At 59.3% G+C, this 23,437-nt stretch carries 19 protein-coding genes; 9 read left to right on the top strand and 10 right to left on the bottom strand.

Annotation, left to right across the window (positions count from 1 at the left end; all coding sequences use genetic code 11):
• Nucleotides 1–120: 120 nt before the first annotated feature.
• The 4 genes from AK821_RS13080 to AK821_RS13065 all read right to left on the bottom strand — a co-directional run bounded on the left by AK821_RS13080 (nt 121) and on the right by AK821_RS13065 (nt 4,381).
• On the bottom strand, nt 121–1,188 hold the full coding sequence (locus AK821_RS13080) for a GlxA family transcriptional regulator (RefSeq protein ID WP_064390029.1): 1,068 nt from the start codon (nt 1,186–1,188) through the stop codon (nt 121–123).
• Between the two features lie 88 nt (nt 1,189–1,276).
• Nucleotides 1,277–2,299 (bottom strand): glycine betaine/L-proline ABC transporter substrate-binding protein ProX, encoded by a 1,023-nt coding sequence (proX, locus tag AK821_RS13075; protein WP_064390028.1) that lies wholly within the window; start codon nt 2,297–2,299, stop codon nt 1,277–1,279.
• Between the two features lie 43 nt (nt 2,300–2,342).
• The gene (gene proW, locus AK821_RS13070) at nt 2,343–3,296 is read right to left on the bottom strand and encodes a glycine betaine/L-proline ABC transporter permease ProW (protein ID WP_007913213.1); all 954 of its coding nucleotides are present in this window, start codon (nt 3,294–3,296) and stop codon (nt 2,343–2,345) included.
• A 50-nt stretch (nt 3,297–3,346) separates the two neighbouring features.
• The gene (locus AK821_RS13065) at nt 3,347–4,381 is read right to left on the bottom strand and encodes a quaternary amine ABC transporter ATP-binding protein (protein ID WP_064390027.1); all 1,035 of its coding nucleotides are present in this window, start codon (nt 4,379–4,381) and stop codon (nt 3,347–3,349) included.
• Between the two features lie 367 nt (nt 4,382–4,748).
• Between AK821_RS13065 and AK821_RS13060 the strand changes: the two genes are divergently transcribed.
• The 4 genes from AK821_RS13060 (at nt 4,749) to AK821_RS13045 (ending at nt 9,833) form a co-directional block, all read left to right on the top strand.
• Complete coding sequence (locus AK821_RS13060) at nt 4,749–5,708, top strand: LysR family transcriptional regulator (protein WP_007913217.1); 960 nt, start codon at nt 4,749–4,751, stop codon at nt 5,706–5,708.
• A gap of 141 nt (nt 5,709–5,849) precedes the next feature.
• Entirely contained in the window at nt 5,850–7,196 is a 1,347-nt protein-coding gene (locus tag AK821_RS13055) for an MmgE/PrpD family protein (protein WP_064390026.1), read from the top strand.
• A gap of 109 nt (nt 7,197–7,305) precedes the next feature.
• Nucleotides 7,306–8,541, top strand: coding sequence for an aromatic ring-hydroxylating oxygenase subunit alpha (locus AK821_RS13050; RefSeq protein ID WP_064390025.1), 1,236 nt, complete (start codon nt 7,306–7,308; stop codon nt 8,539–8,541).
• Between the two features lie 140 nt (nt 8,542–8,681).
• Entirely contained in the window at nt 8,682–9,833 is a 1,152-nt protein-coding gene (locus tag AK821_RS13045; RefSeq protein ID WP_064390024.1) for an MFS transporter, read from the top strand.
• A gap of 8 nt (nt 9,834–9,841) precedes the next feature.
• On the opposite strand, the gene AK821_RS13040 is transcribed toward AK821_RS13045, so the two are convergent.
• Together AK821_RS13040 and yddG are read right to left on the bottom strand one after the other, a co-directional pair.
• The gene (locus AK821_RS13040) at nt 9,842–10,405 is read right to left on the bottom strand and encodes a hypothetical protein (protein WP_064390023.1); all 564 of its coding nucleotides are present in this window, start codon (nt 10,403–10,405) and stop codon (nt 9,842–9,844) included.
• Between the two features lie 188 nt (nt 10,406–10,593).
• On the bottom strand, nt 10,594–11,532 hold the full coding sequence (gene yddG, locus AK821_RS13035) for an aromatic amino acid DMT transporter YddG (RefSeq protein WP_064390022.1): 939 nt from the start codon (nt 11,530–11,532) through the stop codon (nt 10,594–10,596).
• A 280-nt stretch (nt 11,533–11,812) separates the two neighbouring features.
• Between yddG and AK821_RS13030 the strand changes: the two genes are divergently transcribed.
• From AK821_RS13030 to AK821_RS13010, 5 genes are all read left to right on the top strand, one after another.
• The gene (locus tag AK821_RS13030) at nt 11,813–13,147 is read left to right on the top strand and encodes an MFS transporter (RefSeq protein ID WP_330219029.1); all 1,335 of its coding nucleotides are present in this window, start codon (nt 11,813–11,815) and stop codon (nt 13,145–13,147) included.
• A gap of 149 nt (nt 13,148–13,296) precedes the next feature.
• Nucleotides 13,297–14,490 (top strand): ABC transporter substrate-binding protein, encoded by a 1,194-nt coding sequence (locus tag AK821_RS13025; protein ID WP_064390020.1) that lies wholly within the window; start codon nt 13,297–13,299, stop codon nt 14,488–14,490.
• Between the two features lie 3 nt (nt 14,491–14,493).
• The gene (locus AK821_RS13020; RefSeq protein ID WP_064390019.1) at nt 14,494–15,363 is read left to right on the top strand and encodes a branched-chain amino acid ABC transporter permease; all 870 of its coding nucleotides are present in this window, start codon (nt 14,494–14,496) and stop codon (nt 15,361–15,363) included.
• Between the two features lie 5 nt (nt 15,364–15,368).
• Entirely contained in the window at nt 15,369–17,840 is a 2,472-nt protein-coding gene (locus tag AK821_RS13015) for a branched-chain amino acid ABC transporter ATP-binding protein/permease (protein ID WP_236708311.1), read from the top strand.
• Nucleotides 17,837–19,063, top strand: coding sequence for an amidohydrolase family protein (locus AK821_RS13010; protein WP_064390017.1), 1,227 nt, complete (start codon nt 17,837–17,839; stop codon nt 19,061–19,063). The genes AK821_RS13015 and AK821_RS13010 overlap by 4 nt, the downstream gene beginning before the upstream one ends.
• Here AK821_RS13010 and AK821_RS13005 read toward each other — a convergent pair.
• The 4 genes from AK821_RS13005 to AK821_RS12990 form a co-directional block, all read right to left on the bottom strand.
• Nucleotides 19,060–19,752, bottom strand: a complete 693-nt coding sequence (locus AK821_RS13005) for a GntR family transcriptional regulator (RefSeq protein WP_064390016.1) — start codon at nt 19,750–19,752, stop codon at nt 19,060–19,062. The two genes, AK821_RS13010 and AK821_RS13005, sit on opposite strands and share 4 nt — an antisense overlap.
• A gap of 110 nt (nt 19,753–19,862) precedes the next feature.
• On the bottom strand, nt 19,863–21,434 hold the full coding sequence (locus tag AK821_RS13000) for a gamma-glutamyltransferase family protein (RefSeq protein WP_064390015.1): 1,572 nt from the start codon (nt 21,432–21,434) through the stop codon (nt 19,863–19,865).
• A gap of 75 nt (nt 21,435–21,509) precedes the next feature.
• Complete coding sequence (locus AK821_RS12995; protein ID WP_064390014.1) at nt 21,510–22,625, bottom strand: aromatic ring-hydroxylating dioxygenase subunit alpha; 1,116 nt, start codon at nt 22,623–22,625, stop codon at nt 21,510–21,512.
• Nucleotides 22,626–22,709: 84 nt separating this feature from the next.
• Nucleotides 22,710–23,321 carry a dTMP kinase gene (locus tag AK821_RS12990; RefSeq protein ID WP_064390013.1) on the bottom strand — a complete coding sequence of 204 codons (612 nt, stop codon included), beginning with the start codon at nt 23,319–23,321 and terminating at the stop codon, nt 22,710–22,712.
• Nucleotides 23,322–23,437 lie beyond the last annotated feature (116 nt).

Raw genomic sequence — 23,437 nt, 5'->3', positions numbered from 1 at the left:
GAACCGTTAATCGTTGAAGTTGCAAAACGCACGCGGCACAAAGCAAACGCACGCAGTGGCGTTGATCCGGAAACTTGCAAAACTGGCACTTGCGCAAACAGTGACGATTAACTGTTTGTTCTAAAAATTGGCCGCCACGGCATAACGTCCGCTACTGGCATAGTCGTTGGCGTAGTAATAATCCCTGAAGGTCATGGGCGGTAAGCCGAACAGGTCCTTGAAGCGTTTATAGAAGTGCGGATAACTGACAAACCCGGTGGCCAGTGCCACATCCGTCAACGAGCGGTCACTTTGCACAATCAATTGCCGAGCCCGTGTCAAACGCAGCTCCAGGTAGTAGCGATTCGGTGCCGCATTCAGGTAACGGGCAAACCTTCTTTCCAGTTGCCGGCGTGACACGCCGACCTGGCTGGCGATTGCATCGATTTCCAGCGGTTCCTCAATGTTCTTTTCCATCAAATCGAGCGCGATATTCAAAGGCTTTGGAATCGAAGAGCAGCGAAGGCTGTCGGCGTTTGCCGCAAACTTCGGGTGAGCTTGTCCAGATTGGTGAACCCGTTTTATTTCATCGACCAGTGCCGCATCGTTGCGCGCGCCCAGTTCCTGCATGATCGCCAGGGTCATATCCAGCGCCGAATGAGCGTTGGCGCAAGTGGCTCGGCGCTGTGTGCAAACAAACTCGCGAGTCGAAACGTTCAACTGCGGGAAATATTCATGAATCAGGCCGCAACTGTCGCTGTGACAAGCAAAGTCCCCAGTCTCTAGCAAACCGGCATCAGCCAGATAAAACGCGGCATTCCAGCAACCGGCGACGATCCCTTTGCTCGCGGACTTCTTCAGCACTCGGCGCAGCACTGGCTGCGTGGCAAGCCTCACACGCTGGCCTCCGACGACAATCACTGCATCATGACTGAAGCCTTCTGCGACCAGCCTTTGCGAGGCCAGCGACACGCCGATATCACTTTCAACCAGCCCGCCCTGAACGGAGTAAGTGGATACCTCGTAAATCGTCTCGCCGTTGATCAGGTTTCCAGTGGCCAGGGCATCCATCGACGTTGAAAGCGTCGTCAACGAAAAATGATCGAGCAGGATAAACGCCACCCGCACCACACGTTCATGGCCCGACATCACGGTGGATTGGCGAAATCCGGTGTTCTGTTGTTTCAACGGACTCTGGAACGTTTCCATCTTGCGTCACCCGCTCACCTTCACTTGAAACGACAACCCGTTGGTTTGGCGACTGGCACGGCCCGCCGCCAACCCGTAGTTGCACCGATTACTTCGCTGCCGCTCGGGCGTCACTCAACCAGCCGTCATAGGCTTGCTGATTGGCCTTGATCCATTCCGCGGCATGCCGCTTGATGTCGGCCAGCGACTTTTCACCGTTCTGCATGCGCAGGTTTTGCGCACTTTCAGCGGCTGTAGGGATGCTGACTTCAGAGAGGAATTTGCGCGCCACCGGGTTCTTCTCGGCGAACTCTTTGTTCATCACGGCATTGACCGTGTCCACCGGGAAACCGAGGTTCTTGCCATCATGGAAAGTGTCCTTGCTTTCCTTGCCATCCGGCAGCGAGGTGAACGGCACCGGCAACCAGACCACATCACGCCCTTCCACCAATACGCTGGCGATCCACTGCGGAACCCAAGTGAAGAACAGCACGGGCTTGCCTTGCTGAAAGCGCGCAATGGTGTCCGCCATCAAGGCGAAGTACGAGCCGCGGTTGTCGACCACGGTGGGCCCCAGACCGTAGGCTTTCATGTGGTGCTCAACCATGATTTCGCAGCCCCACCCCGGGTTGCAGCCTGTCAGGTCAGCCTTGCCGTCACCGTTGCTGTCGAAGAGTTTGGCGATTTCGGGTTTCTTCAGGTCTGACAGATCCTTGATCTGATAAGCCTCGGCAGTCTTCTTGTCGATCATGTAGCCCTGCAGCACGCCTTTCATGACTTGCCCGACCTTGACCATCACGTCATCGCCGCCGGCCTTCTCATAAAACGCTTGGTGCAGGTGTTCCCATTCATGCACGGTGAAATCCGCGTCGCCGTAAGACAGCGCGAGAAACATCGCCGGGTAGTCGACTTCTTTCGGCTGTTTGACGTCGTAGCCCAGTTCCTTGAGGCCAGCGATCACTACTTCACCGCGAAAGCGCTCTTCGGCGATAGTCGGGAAGATCGGCGTAATCGAAACGCCCGCGCCGGGTTTGTTGGCATCGGCCGCGTAAACCGCCGAGCACAGCAAGGTGCCAAACACCGAAGCCACCAGGCTCGCAACCACGCTTTTCTTGAGATTTGTCAGTTTCATGTTTCACCACGCTTGGAATTTTTAATGGGGTGAGCAGGCCAACTCAATTCGTCACTGGACGTGCAACGTTCTTCTTTTTCTTCAGTTTCATGACCAGCCCCACCGGGCCGCTTTCATACCAGCGCTGACCGCTGGCCAGATCGCTGCTGCGCTCACCCATTGCCTGGGTCAGTCGGTCAAGGAATACCGCGAGCAGCACCAGGCCGGCACCGCCGACGCTGGCCAGGCCCATGTCGAGGCGACCGATGCCGCTCAACACCATCAAGCCCAGACCGCCTACCGAGATCATCGACGCAACCACTACCATCGACAGCGACAACATCAGCGTCTGATTGAGGCCGGCCATCATCGTCGGCGCCGCCAACGGCAACTGCACCTTCATCAGCATTTGCGTGGCCGTACAGCCGAACGCTCGCGCCGCTTCGACCTTGTCGGCCGGAACCTGACGAATGCCGAGGTTGGTCAGTCGCACCAATGGCGCGACAGAAAAGATGATGGTGACAATCACACCCGGCACGTTGCCGATGCCGAAGAGCATGACCACCGGCACCAGATAGACGAATGCGGGGAGCGTTTGCATGGCGTCGAGCACTGGGCGAATGATCATTTCCGTGCGATCACTGCGTGCGCACAGGATGCCGAGCGGGATGCCGATAACCGCGCAAAACAGCAGTGATGTCAGCACCAGGGCCAGCGTGACCATTGCATCGTTCCACACACCGATCAGTCCGAGCCCGGTGAGGGTTGCGACGCTGAAGATGGCGATGCGCTTGCCGCCAATCTGCCAACTGATCAGTCCGGCGATGATGATGAATACCGTGGGCGGAACCGACAGTAATCCCCACTGGACACCGTCGAGCACTTGATCGACTGGCCAGCGGATCGAGCGAAACACTTCCCTGAAGTTATGCACCAAGTATTTAAGGGCGGTTTCCACCCAGGATCCCAAAGGAATATTGAGACTTTGAAAGGGATCTAAAAAGTTGAAGTCTGACATGATGCTACCTCGCACTCAGAAACGGCGTATCAATTCTGGTTATTCGCAGTTCAGCTGTTACACAGGCAGCTCAAAAGATGGCCTTGCGAAATGGAGCCTTTATAAAGCCCAACTTCATCCACAACCGGCATGGGCGTTGCCGAGGCAGCAACAAGATGAAAGATGTCGCGCAGAGACGCTTCCGCTTTAATCGGTGTTTGCCCGCCAGGGATATAAGCGACATTGCAATCCTGTTGCGCTATATCGCCCGCTTTCAGAATGCGACTGGTGTCGAAGCCATTAAAGAAATCACGCACATATTTATTCACCGGCTTGCACAGAAGTTCACGCGGCGTACCGATTTGCACCACGCGCCCGCCTTCCATGATCGCAATGCGGTGACCGATGCGAACCGCTTCTTCGATATCGTGGGAGATGAAAATGATCGTGCGATCCTGCTCGGCCTGGAGCTTGATCAGCTCGCCCTGCATTTCGCTGCGAATCATCGGATCGAGTGCCGAGAAGGCTTCGTCCATCAGCAGAATGGCGGGATCGTTGGCCAGCGCGCGGGCCAGACCGACGCGTTGCTGCATGCCGCCGGAGAGTTGGTGAGGAAAGCTCAGCTCCTGCCCCGAAAGCCCGACCTGCTCCAGTGCGCCCATCGCGCGGCAATAGCGTTCTTTTTCGCTGACACCGCTGATTTCCAGGCCGAAGCTGACGTTGTCGATGACACTCATGTGCGGCATCAAAGCAAACGACTGGAAGACCATGCCCATGTCTTTGCGGCGAACCTGCAACAAGTCCTTGTCGCCCAGGCCGGTGATTTCCTTGCCATTGAGAAAGATCTGGCCGGCGGTTGGTTCGATCAACCGATTGAACAATCTGACCATGGTCGATTTGCCCGAGCCGGACAAACCCATGATCACGAAAATCTCGCCACGGCGAACAGAGAAGTTGGCATCAAAAACACCAATCGCCTGACCGGTCTTTTTAAACACTTCAGCTTTTGACGCGCCTTCTTTAACCATTTTCATGGCAAGTGCTGGCTGCGTACCGAAGACTTTGAAAACATTCTTTACGCAGATGATCTCGTCGGAACTTGTCATACCTTGCCTCCTTCGCATCGTGCATCTTTCGCATTAAGCGACAGGCAAACGAGCAAAAATAATTGTAAGCGGCAGCGGTAATGAATAGATGTCTTCACGACGGGCTTCCTTTTATTATTTTTGAGGTCCCAGGAAAAAGGGATGTTTCAAATCTATTAGCATCACCCTGGTTAATCCAACTACATTTACAGGGACAATTTGATAACGTCAGGTTATCGGATACGGCGACGGTGGCGAGTAACAGCCGCTTTCGTGCCCTGAGCGACCGGGTCTATCCCCGCAGCGACGCCGGCATAGCCCACGGCGGACGGTTCCGTTACCCTCCTCGCGCTTCGTTGGGGAGCTGTATCGTTAGGAGAGTGTACGAATGAGCAAGCATGTCGACCCTGACACCATCCTGCTGAAAATGCCGTCCTTGAGGGCTGTGAAGGCATTTGTGGCTGCGGCCAAATACGAAAGCTTCACCCGTGCGGCGGAGGCACTGTGCGTTTCGCAAGCCGCGATCAGCCGGCAGATCCGTGAACTGGAAAGCTATCTGGGCGCGCAACTGTTTACCCGGGTCGGCCGTGCGGTGGAACTGACGGCCGCCGGCGCGGTGTTCTTCGATGCCGCGCAACTGTCGTTCGTCAACATCGCCCAGGCCGCCGAACGCATCCGCAGCAGCCAGTCGACCAAGAAGGTCCTCACCGTTTGTTGCTCGCCGGCCTTTTCCGCGCTGTGGCTGTCGAATCATCTGCAGGAGTTCTTCGCCCAGTGCCCGGACATCGAGCTCAACCTGATCACCACGCAGAACTTTCTGACCATGGAACCCGGTGTCCAGCCGGACATCTTCATCACCAAGATTTCGCGCATCCGTGACGGTTATAGAAGCTACCCGTTGTGCCACGACGTGATTTACCCGGTGTGCACCCCGCAGTATCTGGAGAAGCACCCGGAAATTTCGACGATCGAAGGCGTGCGTGATTCGGCATTGCTCAACCTCAGTCCCTACGGCCGCTCGCAAGTTGCCGAGCATGTCGACTGGGGCGTGTGGCTGGCGTTTCAGGCCATCGATATCGATGATCGTCCGCCGAACAGCCCGCAGATCTTCAACGCCAACGACTACAACCTGCTCATCAGCATGGTCTTGACCCATCAGGGCATTGCGCTGGGCTGGAATCACCTGGTCACGGGGTTGGTGCAGCAAGGCTTGCTGGTGCGCCCGATCGAGCAACAGGTGCAGTTGCGCAACAGCTGGCACTACCTGAGCTGTCGCGAAAGCTCCGAAAACGAAGACGAGCTGCGGCGTTTTCGCGAATGGATTCTGGCGAAGTTTCCCCGCCGTTAATTCAGTCCGCACAGGCGTCGGCTGATTTGGTTATCAATAGCCCGACGAAAATGTTGCTAGAGCAGCACCCTCCCCCTGGCTCATTGTTGAGCCGCGCCGACCATGATCGGCTCGGCTCAACTCACAGGAAGGGATTGTTGAATGTCACTGTTCGAATTCTGTCGCGACTTTGATTTCCTCGGTGCCCCGTTCAAGACTCGTGCAATTGTGCAGAACAGTTTGCTGGACATCGTCGGCGTCATGGCCGGCGCGGCCAGCAATGACACCAGCAGCGCCATGCGGCGTTTTGCCGAACTGCATTACCCGGCGGGCGCTTATAGCAGTCGTCTGATCTTTGCCGGACAGCGCGTCAACGTACTCGGCGCAGCCTGGGCCGGAGGTTTCAGCGCTGACAGCCTCGACGCCCACGAAGGCCACTTCAAATCCAAGGGCCACGCCGGTGCCACTGTTGTTCCCGCCGTACTGGCCCTCGCCGATGCGCTGCATCATCGAGGCCAGTCGATCAGCGGCCATGAACTGCTCACCGCTCTGTGCATCGGTTATGAAACGGCGCTGCGGGCAGGTTCCGCATTGATGGCGACCTCGCCGACTTATCACGCATCGGGTGGTTTTTCCGCGCTCGGTGTTGTCTGCGCCGGCGCGCGGTTGCTGGGCTTTGATGAGCCGACCTTTCGCCATGCCTTGGGCATCGCCGAATACTTCAGCGCACGTTGCCCGATGATGCGCCTGATACACGCGCCGACGATGCTGCGCGATGCTCACGGTGCAGGTGCATTCGCGGGTTTGAACGCACTGTTCATGGCTCGTGAAGGCATCACCGGCGCGCCAGCGGAAACAGTTGAAGACATTACCGTCGCCGAATACTGGACCGACATCGGCAAACGCTGGGAGATCGACAGCCAGTACTTCAAACCCTGGCCAGTCTGCCGCTGGGCGCAACCGGCGCTGACCGCCATGCTCGAACTGCAGCGGGAAAATCCACAGCTCGATGCCGACTCGATAGAAACCGTTCGCGTGGAAACGTTCTACGAGTCGATGTGTTTGCAGGGCCATACACCAAGTGATGCCGACCAGGCGCAGTACGCCCTCGCCTTCCCGCTGGCCGCACTGATTGTCCGGGGCAAGGTCGGTCCGGAAGAAGTCACCGGGGCGGCGATTTTTGCCGAAGATATTCTGGCACTGAGCCGCCGTATCGAAGTCGTCGAAGCCGCTGATATCTCCGCTCGCTTCCCCGACGAAATCCTCTCGCGACTGACCATCACCCTGAAAAACGGTGCCGTGCTGGTGAGTGCGGTCACCGCCGCGCGTGGCGATCCCGAAACGGCCCTCAGCGCTGAAGAGCTGGGGCAGAAATTTGATCTGTTCGCCAGCGGCCTGGGTGTGGAGCGCAGCGCTGCGGTGAAAGCGGCGATCCAACACATTGCGCAGTCGCCCTGTGCCATTACTGCCCTGGAAGCGATTTTTCACGCCATTCCGCCACTCCAGTAAGGGCCTCATCGATAACGCCAACGCATGAATTGCCCACAGCAAATGTCGTTTGCGGCGTCTGTCCTGGGCCATATAGGCTGAGAACCATGTAGCCTATGGGAGGATAAAAATGAACAATAAAGAAAGCGTTTTTGACCTGATCGCACAACGCAAACCCTGGCACTCGCTGCCCGGCGCTCTTTACAGCAGTGAAAGCGTTTACCGCCAGGATCTTGAGCAGATCTGGCATAAGGACTGGATTTTCGCCGGCCACACCTTTGAAATCACCAAACCGGGGCAGTATTTCACCCTGCAGATCGGGGACTATCCCGTTGCAGTGGTACGCGGCAAAGACGGCGAGGTCCGGGCGTTCCATAACGCCTGCCGTCACCGTGGCGCGAAAATCTGCGAAGCCGATCACGGCAAAGTGGCGAAGATGGTTTGCCCGTATCACAAGTGGACGTACGAGCTGGATGGCAACCTGTTGTTCGCCGGCAACATGGGCCAGGATTTCGACAAATCCCAATACAGTCTGAAAAGCGTTCACTGCGAGATCGTTGATACCTACATTTACGTCTGCGTGGCCGCCAAGGCTCCGGACTTCGAAGGATTCCGCAAAGCCGTAAGCCCTTTCATCGCGCCGCATTACCTTGAAAACTGCAAAGTGGCGTTCGAGTCGAACATCGTCGAGAAAGGCAACTGGAAACTGGTCTTCGAAAACAATCGCGAGTGCTATCACTGCGACGGCTCTCACCCGGAGCTGCTGCATTCGTTCGTCGATAATCTTTCGGTGGGTGGCGTCAGTGGCGAAGATGATCCCGAACTCTCGGCTTACTGGTCCAAGTGCGAGAGCGCCGGGTTGCCAAGCCGTTTGGTGATGGATATCAACGGCCAGTTCCGCATGACCCGTATTCCGCTGTCATCCGGTGCCGTCAGCTACACCATGGATGGCAAGCCGGCCGTTGCCGGGCGCCTGGACAAGACGTCTGAAGCGGACATCGGCGCGCTGCTGTACTTCCACTACCCCTCCACCTGGAATCATTTTCTCGGTGACCATGCGCTGAGTTTTCGCGTTCTGCCGATCAGCGCTACGGAAACATTGGTCACCACCAAGTGGCTCGTTCCAAGCACGGCGGTGGAAGGCGTTGACTACAATATCGATCGCCTGACCAAAGTCTGGATTGCCACCAACGATCAGGACCGCACGCTGGTCGAGGGCACCCAGCGGGGCGTGACATCGCCGTCGTACGAACCGGGTCCTTATTCGGAAACGGCCGAGACCGGCGTTTGTCAGTTCGATGACTGGTACTGCGCGACCATGATGGATCGGCTCAAAGGCCCCATCCCTTTGAAGTCTGTTGGCTGATCGGCGTTCTCCAGACGAGTCCACACCCCCTCCCTTCAGCATCCCGACGGATGCTGGAAGGGACTCTTTTGCTTCGAAAAGCTGTTATTCCGGCTTGTAGCCAAAAAAGCCGGGAGACACCGATAAGGATGTCCGCCTCAATGAACACCCCGACATCATCCGTGGCGACTTATGCAAACTACGGCGAACGCGTGTCGACCCGCATCATATTCTTGATCACCGGCATCGTGATGTCGGCCTGGGCGCCACTCGTGCCGTTAGTCAAAGCGCGCACGGGGCTGGACGACGGTGGACTGGGCCTGTTGTTGCTGGGATTTGGTATCGGCTCGATCGTCGCCATGCCATTTGCCGGTTACCTGACCGCACGTTTTGGCTGCCGGCCAGTGATCATCTGCTCAACGCTCGCGTTGTGCTCGGTGCTGCCGATGCTCAGCCATCTGACCTGGCTGCCGGGGCTGGCCCTTGCCGTACTGGGGTTCGGCGCGAGCATGGGCATGCTCGATTGCGCAATCAATATCCAGTCGATCATTGTTGAAAAGAACAGCGGCGAAACCCTGCAATCAGGTTTCCACGGGCTCTACAGTGTCGGTGGCATCGCCGGTGCCGGGGCCATGACGGCGATGCTCAGCCTGGGGCTGGATCCGCTGCTGTCGGTGTTGTGTCTGGTGGCGATCATCCTTGCCGCGCTGTACAAGGCTGCGCCAGGTTTGCTGCCCTATGGCACCGAGAGAGATGGCCCGTTGTTGGCGATGCCACGGGGGATCGTTCTGCTTTTGGGCTGCCTGTGTTTCATTGTTTTCCTGACTGAGGGCGCCATGCTCGACTGGAGCGCGGTTTTCCTCGCCTCGCAACGCGCAATGGAACCCAGCTACGCCGGTTTGGGCTATGCGAGTTTTGCGGCGGCGATGACGCTCGGGCGCCTGACCGGAGACGCCATCGTCAGCCGACTGGGTGGCGTTCGCGTGGTGGCGCTGGGCGGGATCTGCGCGGCGGCAGGCATGCTGGTTTCGCTGGTGTTCGAGAGCTGGCAGGCGTCATTGCTGGGCTATGCCTTGGTCGGTATCGGATGCTCGAACATTGTCCCGGTGCTGTTTACCGCGGCGGGCCGGCAACAGCGCATGCCCCAGCGCACCGCCATCCCGGCGATCATCTCCATGGGCTATGCCGGCATTCTCATGGGGCCGGCATTTATCGGCATGGTTGCGCACCTCAGTACGCTGGTGGTCGCGTTGGGTGGCTTGGTTTTTCTATTGTTGTTTGTCAGTTACGCCGCGAGATTTTTGAAAGCCTGATGCGCTGGTCACAAGCCTTTGGAACATTGATCTGCTTGAAGGAAATCTTTTAGCGAAGCCTGATCAAGGGTCAGTGGTCGCTTGTCGGGCTGCGACAGTGCAAATGGAATCACCACGAGATGTGAAACCGTTGTGGCGTTTACTGAATAGGTTTTTTGCCTGCAAACGCCGTTTTCTTTATTCAGAATGAACTCAAACTTGAACAGGTCGGGCCTTGTACACCAACTCGGAATCAAACCAAAACTCAACCCCGTCAAATACTCTTGCGTGCAAGCGCCACCCAATGAAAATTCCGAGATTTTTATTTCCAGTGCAGGGCGGCTCGAGGCTGTGGGGCTGGAGCTGAGATCCTGTGCATTTGGAATCATGTTCTTTGTCAGCGCATAGGCGTCTTTGCCAAGGCGACTGTTTTTCCAGGGAGAGTCTATTTCGTAACTGAAGCTGGAGATGATTTCCTGTGTTCCATTTCCGGCTCGCTCGTTGATTGTCGGCACGGTCGCATAGGAGGTACATCCTGAACACAGCATCGCGATACTGACAACAACACATCCATGAGCTATTAAGCGGCGCATTCTAAATTTCAGTCCCCACTATTGATCAGCCATTGCACTGGCGTTTTTCTGGCCTGCTTCGGCCAGCTTCTTTTGCACATAAAAGAGCATCAACACTGAATTTCTCTGAGCCTGTCGAGACTCAATTGCGGGAGACTTGTGACAGCCGCAATTTAGCATCAGGCAAGGGGTGACCGCTAAGGTCTCTTTCAGTGAGGGGGTTCGCCCACGCTGACCTTGATCGGAGTTGCCTGGGAAACCTTGTGCTGCCGGGTCGCCTGCCAACACAGTAGCGAGCCCACCGTCACCAGCACGGCGCCCTGCCAGAACTGCATCTGCAAACTGACGCCCAGCCACAGCGCGGCGAACGCCGACGACAGCACCGGTGCGGAGTAGGACGCGGTCGCCAGCAAGGTCAGGTTTCCCCGCAGGATGCCGATGTTCCAGAGTGCGTAGCCACCGGCCATGGCGATGCCCGCCGCCAGCAGTTCCAAAGAGTTTGCCCAGGTGAATGGCGGAATCTGTTCGAGACTGAGGTACCACTTCAACCACAACACCACGGACGTCAATACGAAAAACAGCACCACCAGATTCTGCCCGCCGGCATAGCGACGCGTGACATTGCAATACAGCGCAAAGGTGATCGCACAGGTCAATGCAAGGCTGTAGCTCAACGGGTTGGACTGAACATTGCGCACAATCCCCGGCAGCGACAACCCCTCGCCACTGACCACCCACAAGATGCCGAAAATAGCCAGCGCGGAGCCGGGAATGATGAACCAGCGGGTTTTCTGCCCGTTCATGACGATCGCCAGCACCACGGTCAGGCACGGCCACAGATAATTGACCACGCCCAGTTCGATGGCTTGATGGCGATCACTGGCGAAACCCAGCGCCAACGACAGGCACACCTCATAAGCGACGAACAATGCGCTGCCGAGCACCAGATAGAGCCTGGAAGTCGAACGAATCCGCGGGCGGCCGAGGAACACCAGCAACAGCATGGCGCCCAGCGAATAGATCAGCGCAGCGCCACCCAGCGGGCCGAAGTGCTCGCTGACGCCCCTGATCAATCCGGCGGCGGTACTCCACAAAACAATCGCCACCAAACCACACCCTGTGGCGGCCCGTTCACCTTTGATCAGCATCATGACTCCTGGCACAAAATGGCAACTCGACCGCACAGGCTAACCAGCGAAAGAGCATCAATAAAGGAACATTTTTGCCCTGCAAACGATGAGCTGTCGTTATGACTCAGCCTTTGTTTGCCTGCGTCCAAGCGTCGCAGCAAACAGGTCTTGGCAAATCCTCCACAGGCCTTAGAATCCCGCGCGCTCTCGCAGTCGCCGGATCTGGTGACCGCAGCGTACCTAACCGCCCTGCCCGTTCGGCGGGCACCCGCACCACACACCCCGGCTTGGCAATCGCATGCGCAGAGGCGCACGTTGCGCTGTTCGATCTCTTGAGGTTTTTATGTCTCCGCGTTTGCTGGCCATGGCGCTGGCGCCCCTGCTCGGGCTGTTCATTGTTGCGCTGGGCAACGGTTTCCTGTCTTCGCTGACCACCCTTCGACTGGACGCTGCCGGCGCTTCAGCGACGATGATCGGCGTCGTTTCATCGGCCTACTTCATCGGGCTGACCCTGGGTGCCGTATTCAATGACCGCTTGATTTTGCGTATCGGCCATATCCGCGCCTACGGCAGCTTTGCTTCGCTGATCGCCGTGACCATCCTGCTGCAGGGATTGTTCTATGACACTTGGGGCTGGTTCGCGCTGCGCCTGATCAATGGCTGGGCCACGGTCGGCGTGTTTCTGGTGATCGAAAGCTGGCTGCTGTTGGCGGGCGACGCGAAGATTCGCGGGCGCTTGCTCGCGTTGTACATGATCGTCTTGTACGGCGCCGGTGTACTGGGCCAGGCAGCGCTGGGGGAAATCACCGGGTTGAGCGAGAGCGCACCGTTCATGGTTGCCGGCATGCTCGCGTCGTTGTCGGTGCTGCCGATCGTGATCCTGCCGCGCGTGTCGCCGCTGCTCGATCAGGTGGAACCGCTCAAGCCTCGACAACTGTTGGGCGTGACGCCGACCGGGCTGGTCGGCTGTTTCGGCTCGGGTGTCACCATCGCGGCGATCTACACCTTGCTGCCGCTATACCTGCAACGCGCCGGGCTGAATGTCAGTGAAGTCGGCAGCATGATGGCCTGGACCATCCTCGGCGCGATGCTTCTGCAATACCCGGTCGGGCGTTGGTCCGACCGTAAGGATCGCCTGCAGGTGCTGACGATTCTGACGGTGGCGTGCACCGTGTTATCGCTGGTGATCGTGCTGTTGCCGTTGTCCGCGACAATGCTCGCGGTGATGCTGTTTCTGCTCGGTGGCGGCGTGTTTGCGCTGTACCCGGTTGCCGTCAGCCATGCCGCCGACCGTGCGCCTGCCGAAGCATTGGTGCCGATGATTCAGGGCTTGCTGTTGATCAACTCGCTGGGTTCGGCGATCAGTCCGATGATGATTTCGCCGGTGATGAATTCCTTCGGCGCCAATGGTCTGTTCTGGGTCTTCGCACTGGTCAATCTGTGCATGGTCACTTTCTTTCTGTGGCGACGTGGCAAACGCCCGGTCCCGGCCAATCCCGCGCCGTTCGCAGCGGCGGCAACGTTCTCGCCGACGGGCGCTGAGCTGCGGGTGACCGAAGACTTGCGACAGGCGGTGCAGGAACATCCGCCGATGGTCGATGCCTTGAGTGGTGAGCCAGCGCCGCAGCAATAAACGCGCTTCCGCGTGGTGCAGAACGCCTCCATTTGGAGCGCCAACTCGCCACACCACGCTGCAAAAGCCGGAGTTTTGATAGCCAGACCGAGTGGCACCCTACTTGCTAGCAATAATTTTATAACTGCTAGCAATCAGGAGAATCAACTATGGCTACTCGGCTTCAAAACCTGCAGCGTCTGCTGTTTCCCGTGGCTGCGGCAGTCACGCTCAACCTGGCCATGTTCGGTGGCGCGCAAGCGGCCGAGCCGCCGATCAAGATCGGTCTGGTCGCCGCGCTTTCGGGGCAGTCGGCCAAGTCCGGTGAAGCCCTGACTCGCGGTTTGACCATGGCCATCAACGAGGTCAATGCCAGTGGCGGCGTGCTCGGGCGCCCGCTGGAACTGGTCCGTCGCGACGATGAAAGCAACCCGTCCAAGGGCATCCTCGCCGCTCGTGAACTGGTCCAGCGCGAAAAAGTCGCGGTGCTGTTTGGTGGCCTCGATACGCCGGTTTCCCTGGCCATCGTGCCATTGGTCAACCAGATGAAAGTGCCGTTCATGGGCATCTGGGCGGCGGGCACGAAAATCACCGAGAACGGCGCCGCCGACAACTACGTATTCCGGGTTTCCGCCGTCGATGAGCTGGTCGATGAAGCCCTGGTGAAATACGGCGTCGACCACGGCATGAAGAAGCCGGGGATGATCCTCATCAACAACCCGTGGGGCGAGTCCAACGAGGCTGGCCTCAAGCGCGCCCTGGAAAAACGTGGCATGGCCAGCGCCGGTGTCGAGCGTATACAGGACAGCGATCTCGACGTCGTGCCGCAGCTGACCCGCTTGAAAAACGCCGGTGCAGACACCCTCCTCCTCGTCGGTAACGTCAGCCCTTCCGCGCAAGTCGTGAAGTCTTTGGATCGCATGGGTTGGGACGTGCCGGTCGTCTCGCACTGGGGGCCGGCCGGTGGTCGTTTTGGTGAGTTGGCCGGGCCCAATGCATCGCGCGTGCATTTCATCCAGACCTACGTGTTCACCGAGCACAACAGCGCCAAGGGCGATGCCTTGTTGGCCGCGTTGAAAACGGCTTACCCGCAGATCAAGACGCTGGCCGACGTGACGCCAGCGGTCGGCATTGCCAATGCGTACGACGGTCTGCACCTCGCCGCTCTGGCGATGGCAAAAGCCGGCAGTACCGACGGCAAGGCGATCCGCGACGGCTTTTACGCCATCAGCGACTACGACGGCTTGATCAAGCACTACCAGCAACCCTTTACCCCAGCAAAGCATGACGCGTTAGGCCCGGACGATTACCTGTTCACGCACTTCGTCAACGACCAGATCGTGCCGCTCAAGCCTGAGGAGTAAGCCATGTACACCGCCGCCATCATCTCCGGGCTTGGCCTCGGCAGCATGTACGCGTTGCTGGCGTTGGGGTTTCACCTGACCTACGTCGTCTCGCGCACCGTCAATTTTGCCCAAGGCAGCGCCATGATGGTCGGCGCGGTGCTGGGCTACACCTTTTGCATTAACTGGGGCTGGTCGCTGTGGCTCGCCCTGCCGCTGACATTGTTGCTCTGTGCGCTCTATGGCCTGGCAATTGAACGCTGGCTGGTACGGCCCTTCCACAGTCGTGGCTCACAGGCCTGGCTGATGTCGACGGTGGCCGGAGGAATTCTGGTGGACAACCTCGCGCTGTTCACCTTCGGCAAGGAGCCGCGCCAGTTTGAAAGCAGTCTGGCCCACCTGAATGTCGAGCTGTTTGGCAGCAACGTCGGCGCCCTGCAAATGCTGATTCCACTGGCAGGCGCGGCGATTGCCCTGGCGCTGTATCTGGTGCGGCGTTACACCCGGCTGGGCAAAGTGCTGGAAGCCTGCGTGCAGAATCCCCGCGCAGCAATGCTGATGGGGATCAACGTCAATCGGGTGGTCGCCATTGCCTTTGCGGTTTCCACGGTATTTGCAGCCGTGGCCGGTTTGTTGATTGCACCGCTGTTCAGCGTCAACGCGGAAATGGGCATGTTGTTCGGCCTCAAAGCCTTTGCCGTGGCCATTCTCGGCGGCATCACCAGTGCCGGCGGTGTCTTCACGGCTGGCCTGTTATTTGGTCTGACGGAAGCGCTGATCACGATGTATTTCGGCTCGGCCTTCACGCAGATCTTTACCTTTGCGTTGGTCATCGTCGCGCTGGCGATTCGTCCCAACGGTCTGTTCGGCAGCCAGGCATTGGTGAAAGTATGAAAAGCATGCCTACTCTGCTCATCGCCCTGCTCGCTGTCGCGTGTGGCGTCATGGCGTTCACACTCGACAGCTACTCATTGCTGGTTTTTACCCTGTGCGCGCTGGCGACAGTGGTCGGCGTGAGCCTCAATATTCTGATCGGCCTCAGCGGGCAGATTTCCTTTGGCCATATCGCCTTCTACGCGATCGGTGCCTATGTCTCGGCACTGCTGACCTTGGCGGGTTGGCCGTTATGGCTGGCCCTGCCGATCGCTGGTGTGGCGGCCGGGGTGATTGGCGCGCTGTTGGCAATTCCTGCCCTTCGCGTTAGCGGTCCGTATCTGGCGATGATCACCATTGCCTTTGCTTTTGTGGTGCATCACAGCCTGATCGAATGGCGTGACGTCACCGGTGGCTCCAACGGTTTGATGGGTATCCCGATGCCGGAATTTGCCGGCCTCGACCCGTCAATCTTCCTTGCTTCGTTGGCGGCGGCGCTGATGATTGGCGCCCTGCTCTTTTTTCAGCGCCTGAGCCACAGTCGCTGGGGCAAAGCCATGCTCGCGGTGAAAGCCTCGGAAATTGCCGCGCGCTCGCTGGGCTTCAATCCGGTGATCAGCAAGACCCTGGCGTTTGCCTTGTCGGCGGCTTTGACCGGACTGGCGGGCGGCTTGCTCGCGCCGCTGCTGGTGTTCATCAACCCTGAATCCCTTCCGTTTTCGCAGTCGATTCTGTTTGTGCTGGCGGTGATTGTTGGCGGCAGCGGCCGGTTGTTCGGGCCGCTGATTGGCGCGCTGTTGATTGTGCTGGTGCCGGAGTTGCTGTCGGATTTTGCCGAGTATCGCTTGCTGATCTTTTCCACTTTGCTGCTGTTGGTGCTATGGATCGCACCCAACGGTCTGCTGGGCGCCCTCGCCCGACGCTGGAGCAAACCGGTTCGCTTGCTGCCACCCACGCAGTTCAATCAGCAGCGCATTGCCGCGCATCTACGCAGCCGTGGCCCGAATTGCGGATTGCGCGTCAGCGATATCGGCATTCGCTTCGGTGGCGTGCAGGCGGCGCAACACGTCAGCCTGCATGCACCGGCTGGCAGCATCACCAGCATCATCGGCCCTAACGGCGCTGGTAAAACCACTGTGCTCAATATGATCAGCGGTTTTTATGTGCCGGACAGCGGCCAGATCGAACTGCAACAACCGCTGGCGGGGCTGCCTGCCTGGAAGAGCGCCCGGGCCGGGATTGCTCGCACCTATCAGACGACTTTGCTGTTCGGCGAAATGTCGGTCATGGACAACCTTCTGGTGGCGATGCAGCAGGGACGCATGGGCTGGCCGTTCAGCCTGTCCACCACCGAGCAACGCAGCTTGGCCCTGGATCTACTGGCCTTGGTCGGCTATCGCGGCGAAGTGAATATTGCTGCCGAGGATCTGCCTCATGTCGATCGTCGCCTGGTGGAAATCGCCCGCGCACTGGCCACGGCGCCTGCGGTGTTGTTGCTGGATGAACCCGCAGCGGGCCTGAGTCGTCGTGACACCGATGATCTGGCCTTACTGCTGCGCAAACTGGCGGAATTTGGCCTGACAGTGATTCTGGTCGAGCACGATATGGCGTTGGTGATGTCGGTGTCTGAGCAGCTGTTGGTGCTCGACGCCGGCAAGCCGATTGCGTCGGGGCCGCCGGCTGAAATCCGGCAAAATCCGCAAGTCATCGCGGCGTATCTGGGCGGTACCGAGTATCAAGCCACACCTCGCGCGCAGGCCTGGAACGGCAGCCGCGATGCGCGATTGTACGTGCAGGATCTGGTGATCGATTACGGCGCCTCAGCCGTGGTCGACAAGGTCAACCTGCTGGTCAATCCCGGTGAACTGGTGGCAATTCTCGGCGCTAACGGCGCGGGAAAATCGAGCATCCTGCAGTGTCTGGCCGGTCTGCATCGCGCCACCAGCGGCAGCATTGTGCTGGACAACGAAAACATCGAACTGGCCAGCGCCAGCACGATCGCCGCCAAAGGTCTGGCCCTGGTACCGGAAGGCCGTCAGGTCTTCCCTTACCTGAGTGTGCGCGACAACCTGTTGCTCGGTGGCTATTCGCGCCGCGAGTCCTTCGATGCCGAGGCTGAAATCGAGGCCATCCTCAAGCGCTTCCCGCGCCTGCGCGACCGCATCGACAACCCGGCAGGCCTGCTTTCCGGTGGCGAACAACAAATGGTCGCCGTGGGTCGTGGCCTGATTGCCAAGCCCAGCATTCTTCTGCTCGATGAGCCGTCACTGGGTTTGTCGCCCGCGATGATCGGCGAGTTGTACGACGCACTGGCCGCCCTGCGCGACGAGGGCGTGACCATCCTGCTAGTGGATCAAATGGCCAACCTCGCGCTGCAAGTGGCAGATCGCGCTTATGTCCTGGAAACCGGGACCATTGTCAAAGCCGCCGGCTCCACCGAACTGCGCGCCGACAAAGCGTTGGCAGCCGCTTATCTGGGTGAAGGGGCCAGCGCATGAGCGCTCTGAAAATCATCAATGCGCGACTGGGCAGCGATCATCGCGTGACTGAGCTTTACGTCGAGAACGGCTACTTTGTCGACCGCTTCAGCGCGACCGTCAGCCCTTGGCAAACCCTTGACCTGCAAGGCCGGTTGATCCTGCCGGGGCTGATCGAAAGCCATATCCATCTGGACAAGGCCTGTATCATGCAGCGCTGTCATCTGCAGGAAGGCACGCTGGCCGAAGCCGTCGCGCAAACCCGCGCGGCGAAAGCCGAGTTCACCGAAGACGATGTCTATCAGCGCGGTGCGCAGGTGCTGGACAAGGCGATCGTGCAAGGCACGACGCACATGCGCACCCATGTCGAACTGGACCCGCAGATTGGCCTGACCGGATTCAACGCGATTCGCCGTTTGCAGGCGGATTACGCCTGGGCCATCAGCCTGGAAATCTGTGTATTTCCGCAAGAGGGCATGCTGAACAATCCGGGAACTGAAGCCCTGCTCTGCCAGGCTCTGGAAAGCGGCGCCACCGTACTTGGCGGCTGCCCCTACATGGACAGCGACCCGCATGGGCAGATCCAGCGTCTGTTCGAACTGGCAGTGCGCTACGACTGCGACCTGGACCTGCACCTGGATTTCGACCTGAACAGCGAGGGCATGACGGTCATGGAAGTGGCACGCTGCACGCAGCTGCACGGCTGGGGTGGTCGCGTCACCATCGGTCACGCGACCAAGCTGTCGACGCTGCCCCGTGAGCCACTGACGGTGCTGGCTCTGCATCTGGCTAAAGCTGGCGTGCAGGTGACTTGCCTGCCAAGCACCGATCTGTTTTTGCTGGGCCGCGAGGCGTTTCACAACAAACCCCGAGGGCTGGCGCCGCTGGCGCATCTTCACGCGTGCGGTGTGAGGTGCTCGGTTTCCACCAACAACATCGGCAACCCGTTCACCCCGTATGGCGATGCGTCGTTGATCCGTCAGGCCAACCTGTTCGCCAACGTCAGCCAGATGGGTACGGTGGCGGAATTGCTGCAATGCCTGGCGTGGGTATCCAGCGAGTCGGCCGCGCTGCTCAGATTGAAGGATTACGGTGTGCGCCCAGGTTGCCGCGCCGATTTCATTGTGTTCGACGCGCCTTCGCCAGCGGCGGTGATCGCCGAAATCAGCGCACCGCTGATGGGCTTCAAGGGCGGACGCCAGACGTTCAGCCGGCCGGCGGCAACGTTGATGAAAGCGACTTAATCAATCAACGCCTGCTTGAGGTTGAACTCGGCAGGCACACTTTCATCCAGCGCCAACTGCGCTTCCAGTTCATCCAGATGCTCGATCATGACCGCCACGGCTTTTTCGTTATCGCCATTTTCCAGCGCGGTGATGATTTCCTGGTGCTCATCGGAAGCGCAGGATGGCACGTCATTGCGCTGATACAGCGCGACGATCAATGAACTGCGCACCATCAGGTTGGCGAGGATGTCGCTGAGCACGGCATTGCCACTGATCTCGCCAAGCAGCAGGTGAAACTCGCTGAGCTCGCGGACGATGGCGCGGCGATCAGTGTCGTTGGTGGCTTTGCGTTCGTTGTTCATGTGGGTGGCGATGCGCTGCCGTTGCTTGCGCATGGTTGCCGGTGTGATCGCCTCGACAATCGCCCGCTCGATGGCGCGACGCGCACTGAAAATATCTCGTGCTTCACGTGCCGTTGGCTGGGCGACCATGGCGCCGCGATTGGCTTCGATGGTCACCACTTTTTGCATCGCCAGACGCTGCAACGCTACCTGCACGTGATTGCGGTTGGCTTGCAGGGTTTCGACAATTTGCGCTTCGATCAGTCGAGTGCCCGGCGGCAGTCGATGCTGGGCGATCGCGCTGAACAGCGCATCGACGATACGTTGCACCTCAAGCTGTTTGGCGGTGACAGTGCTCAAGCCCATCCTTACCTCTGTTGTCCAGAAAGCCGGCCAATCCACACATCTGCGGTTGGCGGGCAATGGCCGGCATTATCCGCCAGCCGCCGGAGCCCGGCAAATGCCCACAGCAAAGGTCAGTCCAACTGGCCGAGTCCCGTGCCCTCGCCCCGTGGATCATGCATGGCGCTGCGCCGACCTTCGGCATCAATGGCGATAATGCCGGCGTGGCCGGTCATGGGGCTGCGCACCGGAATGATCTCCACCGCATGCCCGAGCAGGCCGAGGCCTTCAATGGTGCTGGCGCGCATATCGCCTTCCAGTTTGAGATTGTCCGTGCTGTCGAAAAAGCTGCGACCCAGCAGAAAACGCGGGGTCAGCAGCGCCTGGTCAACAGGCTGCTGAAAGTCGATCAGTTGCGTCGCCAGGACCATTTGCGTCTGCGGCTGGCCATCGCCGCCCTGGGTGCCGAAGAACCAGCGGCGGCCATCGTCACCCAGATAGCAGGAAGGATTGAGCGTGTGCGCCGGACGCTTGCCGGGCGCCCAGCCGTTGACGTGTTCGGGGTTGGCGTTGAAACCCGCCGCGCGGTTCTGCCACAACACACCGGTGTCGCCGAGCATGCAGCCCGAACCGAAGTCATGGAACAGGCTCTGGATCAGGCAGGCCGTCCGCCCTTCGGCATCGGTCGCGGCCATCCACACGGTATCGGCAGGTCGCCCCGGCTCGTTCCACGGCGCGGCACGCCGGTCATCGATGGCAGCGGCATACGCCTGAATCTGCGCGTCCTCCAGGCTGGCGGCGAAATCCCACGGTTGGCTCAGCGGATCGCACAGCTGCGCATTGCGCCGCAGCAAGCCTTGTTTGATGGCTTCGACCAGATAGTGATAGTAAAGCGCGCTGCCGTTGCCAACGTCTGCCAGCGGCTTGTGTTGCAGCGCGGCCATGGCCTGCAACGTGTACAAACCTTGGGATGGCGGCGCGACATTGTAGAGGCGGCCAGCGCGATAGCGTACCGAGACCGGTGCGACTTCCGGCGCTCGGGTCGCCGCCAGATCGGCCGCCGTCAAGCCGCAGCCCAAGCGATCAAAGGCTGCCCCGAAAGCTTCGGCCAGTTCGCCGTGATAGAAATCCTCGACGCCATGTCTGGCCAGATGCCGCAGGGTGTTGGCCAGTTCGGGTTGGCGCAGGGTATCGCCCTCGCGCAGCCACTGCCCATCGCGCTTGCACAGCCGATGCAGGTCCGGCAGTTGCTCGATCAGCGGGCGCCGCAGGGTTTGCCAGAACAGTTGCGATCGCGAAACCTCGATACCGGCATCGGCCACGCTCGCGGCGTCTGTCAACAGATCAGACCAACCGAGTCGTGAGCCCCACTGGTGACGACTGATGTCGGCGGCGGTCTGCCAACTCGCCAGCGCGCCTGCTGTGCTGGCCACCGACGCCGGACCGCGCACGGTGATGATTCCGCCCTCCGGCAAACGTTGCCCGGCCTGGCCAATCCCCACGATGGTGCGCACTTGTCTGTCGTGGATCATCCATAGGGCATCGCCGCCCAGCCCGGTCATGTGCGGGAACACTGCGGCGAGCATGGCACTGGCCGCGAGCATGGCATCAATTGCCGTGCCGCCCGCTTCAAGAATCCGCAGGCCGGCGGCGCTGGCTTCGGCATGAGGCGTACAGATCACCGCACGACTGGAGGTTGCGATCATGGTTGCAGGCTCTCTCTTTGCTAGCTATCGGAATAGTTTTTGTTAGCAAAGCAAGATGTATGCCCTCAGGAACAGTCATTCCTCTTCTTGGCTGATGTCCAGAAGCGGAATCGGCTCGATCGCCCAAGCGCGAATCTGACCACGTTCAGGGCTGGGCACTGCGCAGGCCTTGCGCCCGGTGAAGGTTCGCGCAAGACGCTCTTCATCGATGCGCCAGCCGCGCTGTTCCAGTGCCTGCACGTCTTTGCGGAATGCAATCTGCAGTGCGTCGGATTTCAACGACACCTCCTGCTGAAAGGAGTCCGGCACGCGCTCGGGCCGCACGTTTTTAAGCACGACGTGGTCTTGTTCGAAGATGCGGATATTGCTGGCAATGAACCGACGATCCAGCAGTCGCGAGCGCAGGAACGTTCTGCCCATCATCCACCAGGTGCGCGTGCGATTGGCGTCAATCGGCACATGCGCCGAGACGATGTAGATCCGCCAGCCGTTGGGTAACTCAAGTTCAAGCGTTGTGCACGGCCCGGACAAATGGAAACCCGGAACGGTGACCACACTGACAAACTCGGTGGAGGATTTGCGCCGCAGCAGCCCTTTGCGTGCTGGCCTGCGCATGAGCATCTGGGCGCTGCCGCTCCATGCATCGCTGTCGACCTCGAATGATTCAATCTCGGGATGATCCGGATCGCCGAAGGTTGAACCATGGACAAACGGTGCGTGGGCGAAGTCCAGACCGTTTTCGATAATCCGGTCCCAACTGGCCTGCCAGTCAAAGTGGCCCGAGACCACGCGGATGGCGGGATCGTCGATCCAGTCGAGCGTCGGCAACGGTGGACGCTCAGACTCCGGCAGATCACCTAAAAACGCCCAGATCCAACCGTAGCGCTCCAGCGTCGGGTACGCATCGACGCGGGCCTTGGCGGGAATCCGCAGGTCGGGCTGCGCCGGTATCTGCGTGCAGACACCATCACCGCCAAACCGCCAGCCGTGATAGGGACACTGCACGCTGTTGCCCACTTTGCTGCCGGCGGACAGCGAGCCGCCGCGATGCACGCAGATATCCGAGAGCAGGTGAGCGACACCCGCGTCATCGCGGAACGCCACGAACGGTTGTCCGAGCAATCGAACCGGCATCAGTCCATCAGTCAACTGCGACGATGGGAGAACGACATACCAGAGGTTTGTAAGCATGGGGGGCGTGGGATCCGTCAGTACGGTTAGCTCAGATCAGAGAAACCTGAAATTCAAGTTCAACCAGCGCCTGGGCAGCGACAATCAGCCAAGCACCTTATAGATCTCTGCAACTACCTGAGTCGTCGCGGCTTCGATGGTTCCTTCGTTACGGCACAACACCCAGCCGTGATCGGCAACCGCTTTTTCGAACATCTCGCTACACACAACGTGCTCTGCGTGTTTCTGGATCACCGTGCCGCCCAGTCCCCGCGAGCGTGCCGTTGCCCGCGCCCATGAAATATCAGGTGCGGTGACAACGCCGACGTGCAGATCCGGCACGCGCACGCCTCGCTGCATGTTCAACTGCAGAATCTCGGCAAACGGCACGCTATGGCGAAATGCGGCATCTGACGGATACCAGCGGTCGATCAGGATGATGCTGTCCAACGGCTGTTTGGGCAGCACCCGCTCAGAAATCCAGCGACGGCTATCCGCAAGGCGCTGACACACCGCCCACTCCAGATCCCGCGAGGGATGTCTGGCGAGTTGGTTGACCAGCGCCATGGTTTCGCCGCGGTAGGGATCGCTTTTTCTCTCGCACAGCCGGATGACTTTATGCTGGTCTGCCCGCAGCGCGGCGGTCACGGCCTCCAGCAGTGTGGTTTTGCCGGTGCCCTTGGGCCCATCCAGAGAAATAAACAGCGGCAGCTTCATGGTTCACGCAACGATTGAGACATTGCCGAGCACTCTAACCTCATTTGCGCGAATCAATGAGCTGTTCCCTGCCCTTTGCCTACACTTGCTTGCCAAAGATGTTTACCTCTCTGCCC

The organism is Pseudomonas sp. RIT-PI-r (assembly GCF_001297015.1).
Classification (GTDB): Bacteria; Pseudomonadota; Gammaproteobacteria; order Pseudomonadales; family Pseudomonadaceae; genus Aquipseudomonas.
Note: the sequence above shows the minus strand (reverse complement) of the source record. Positions and strands in the feature narration are given on the sequence as shown.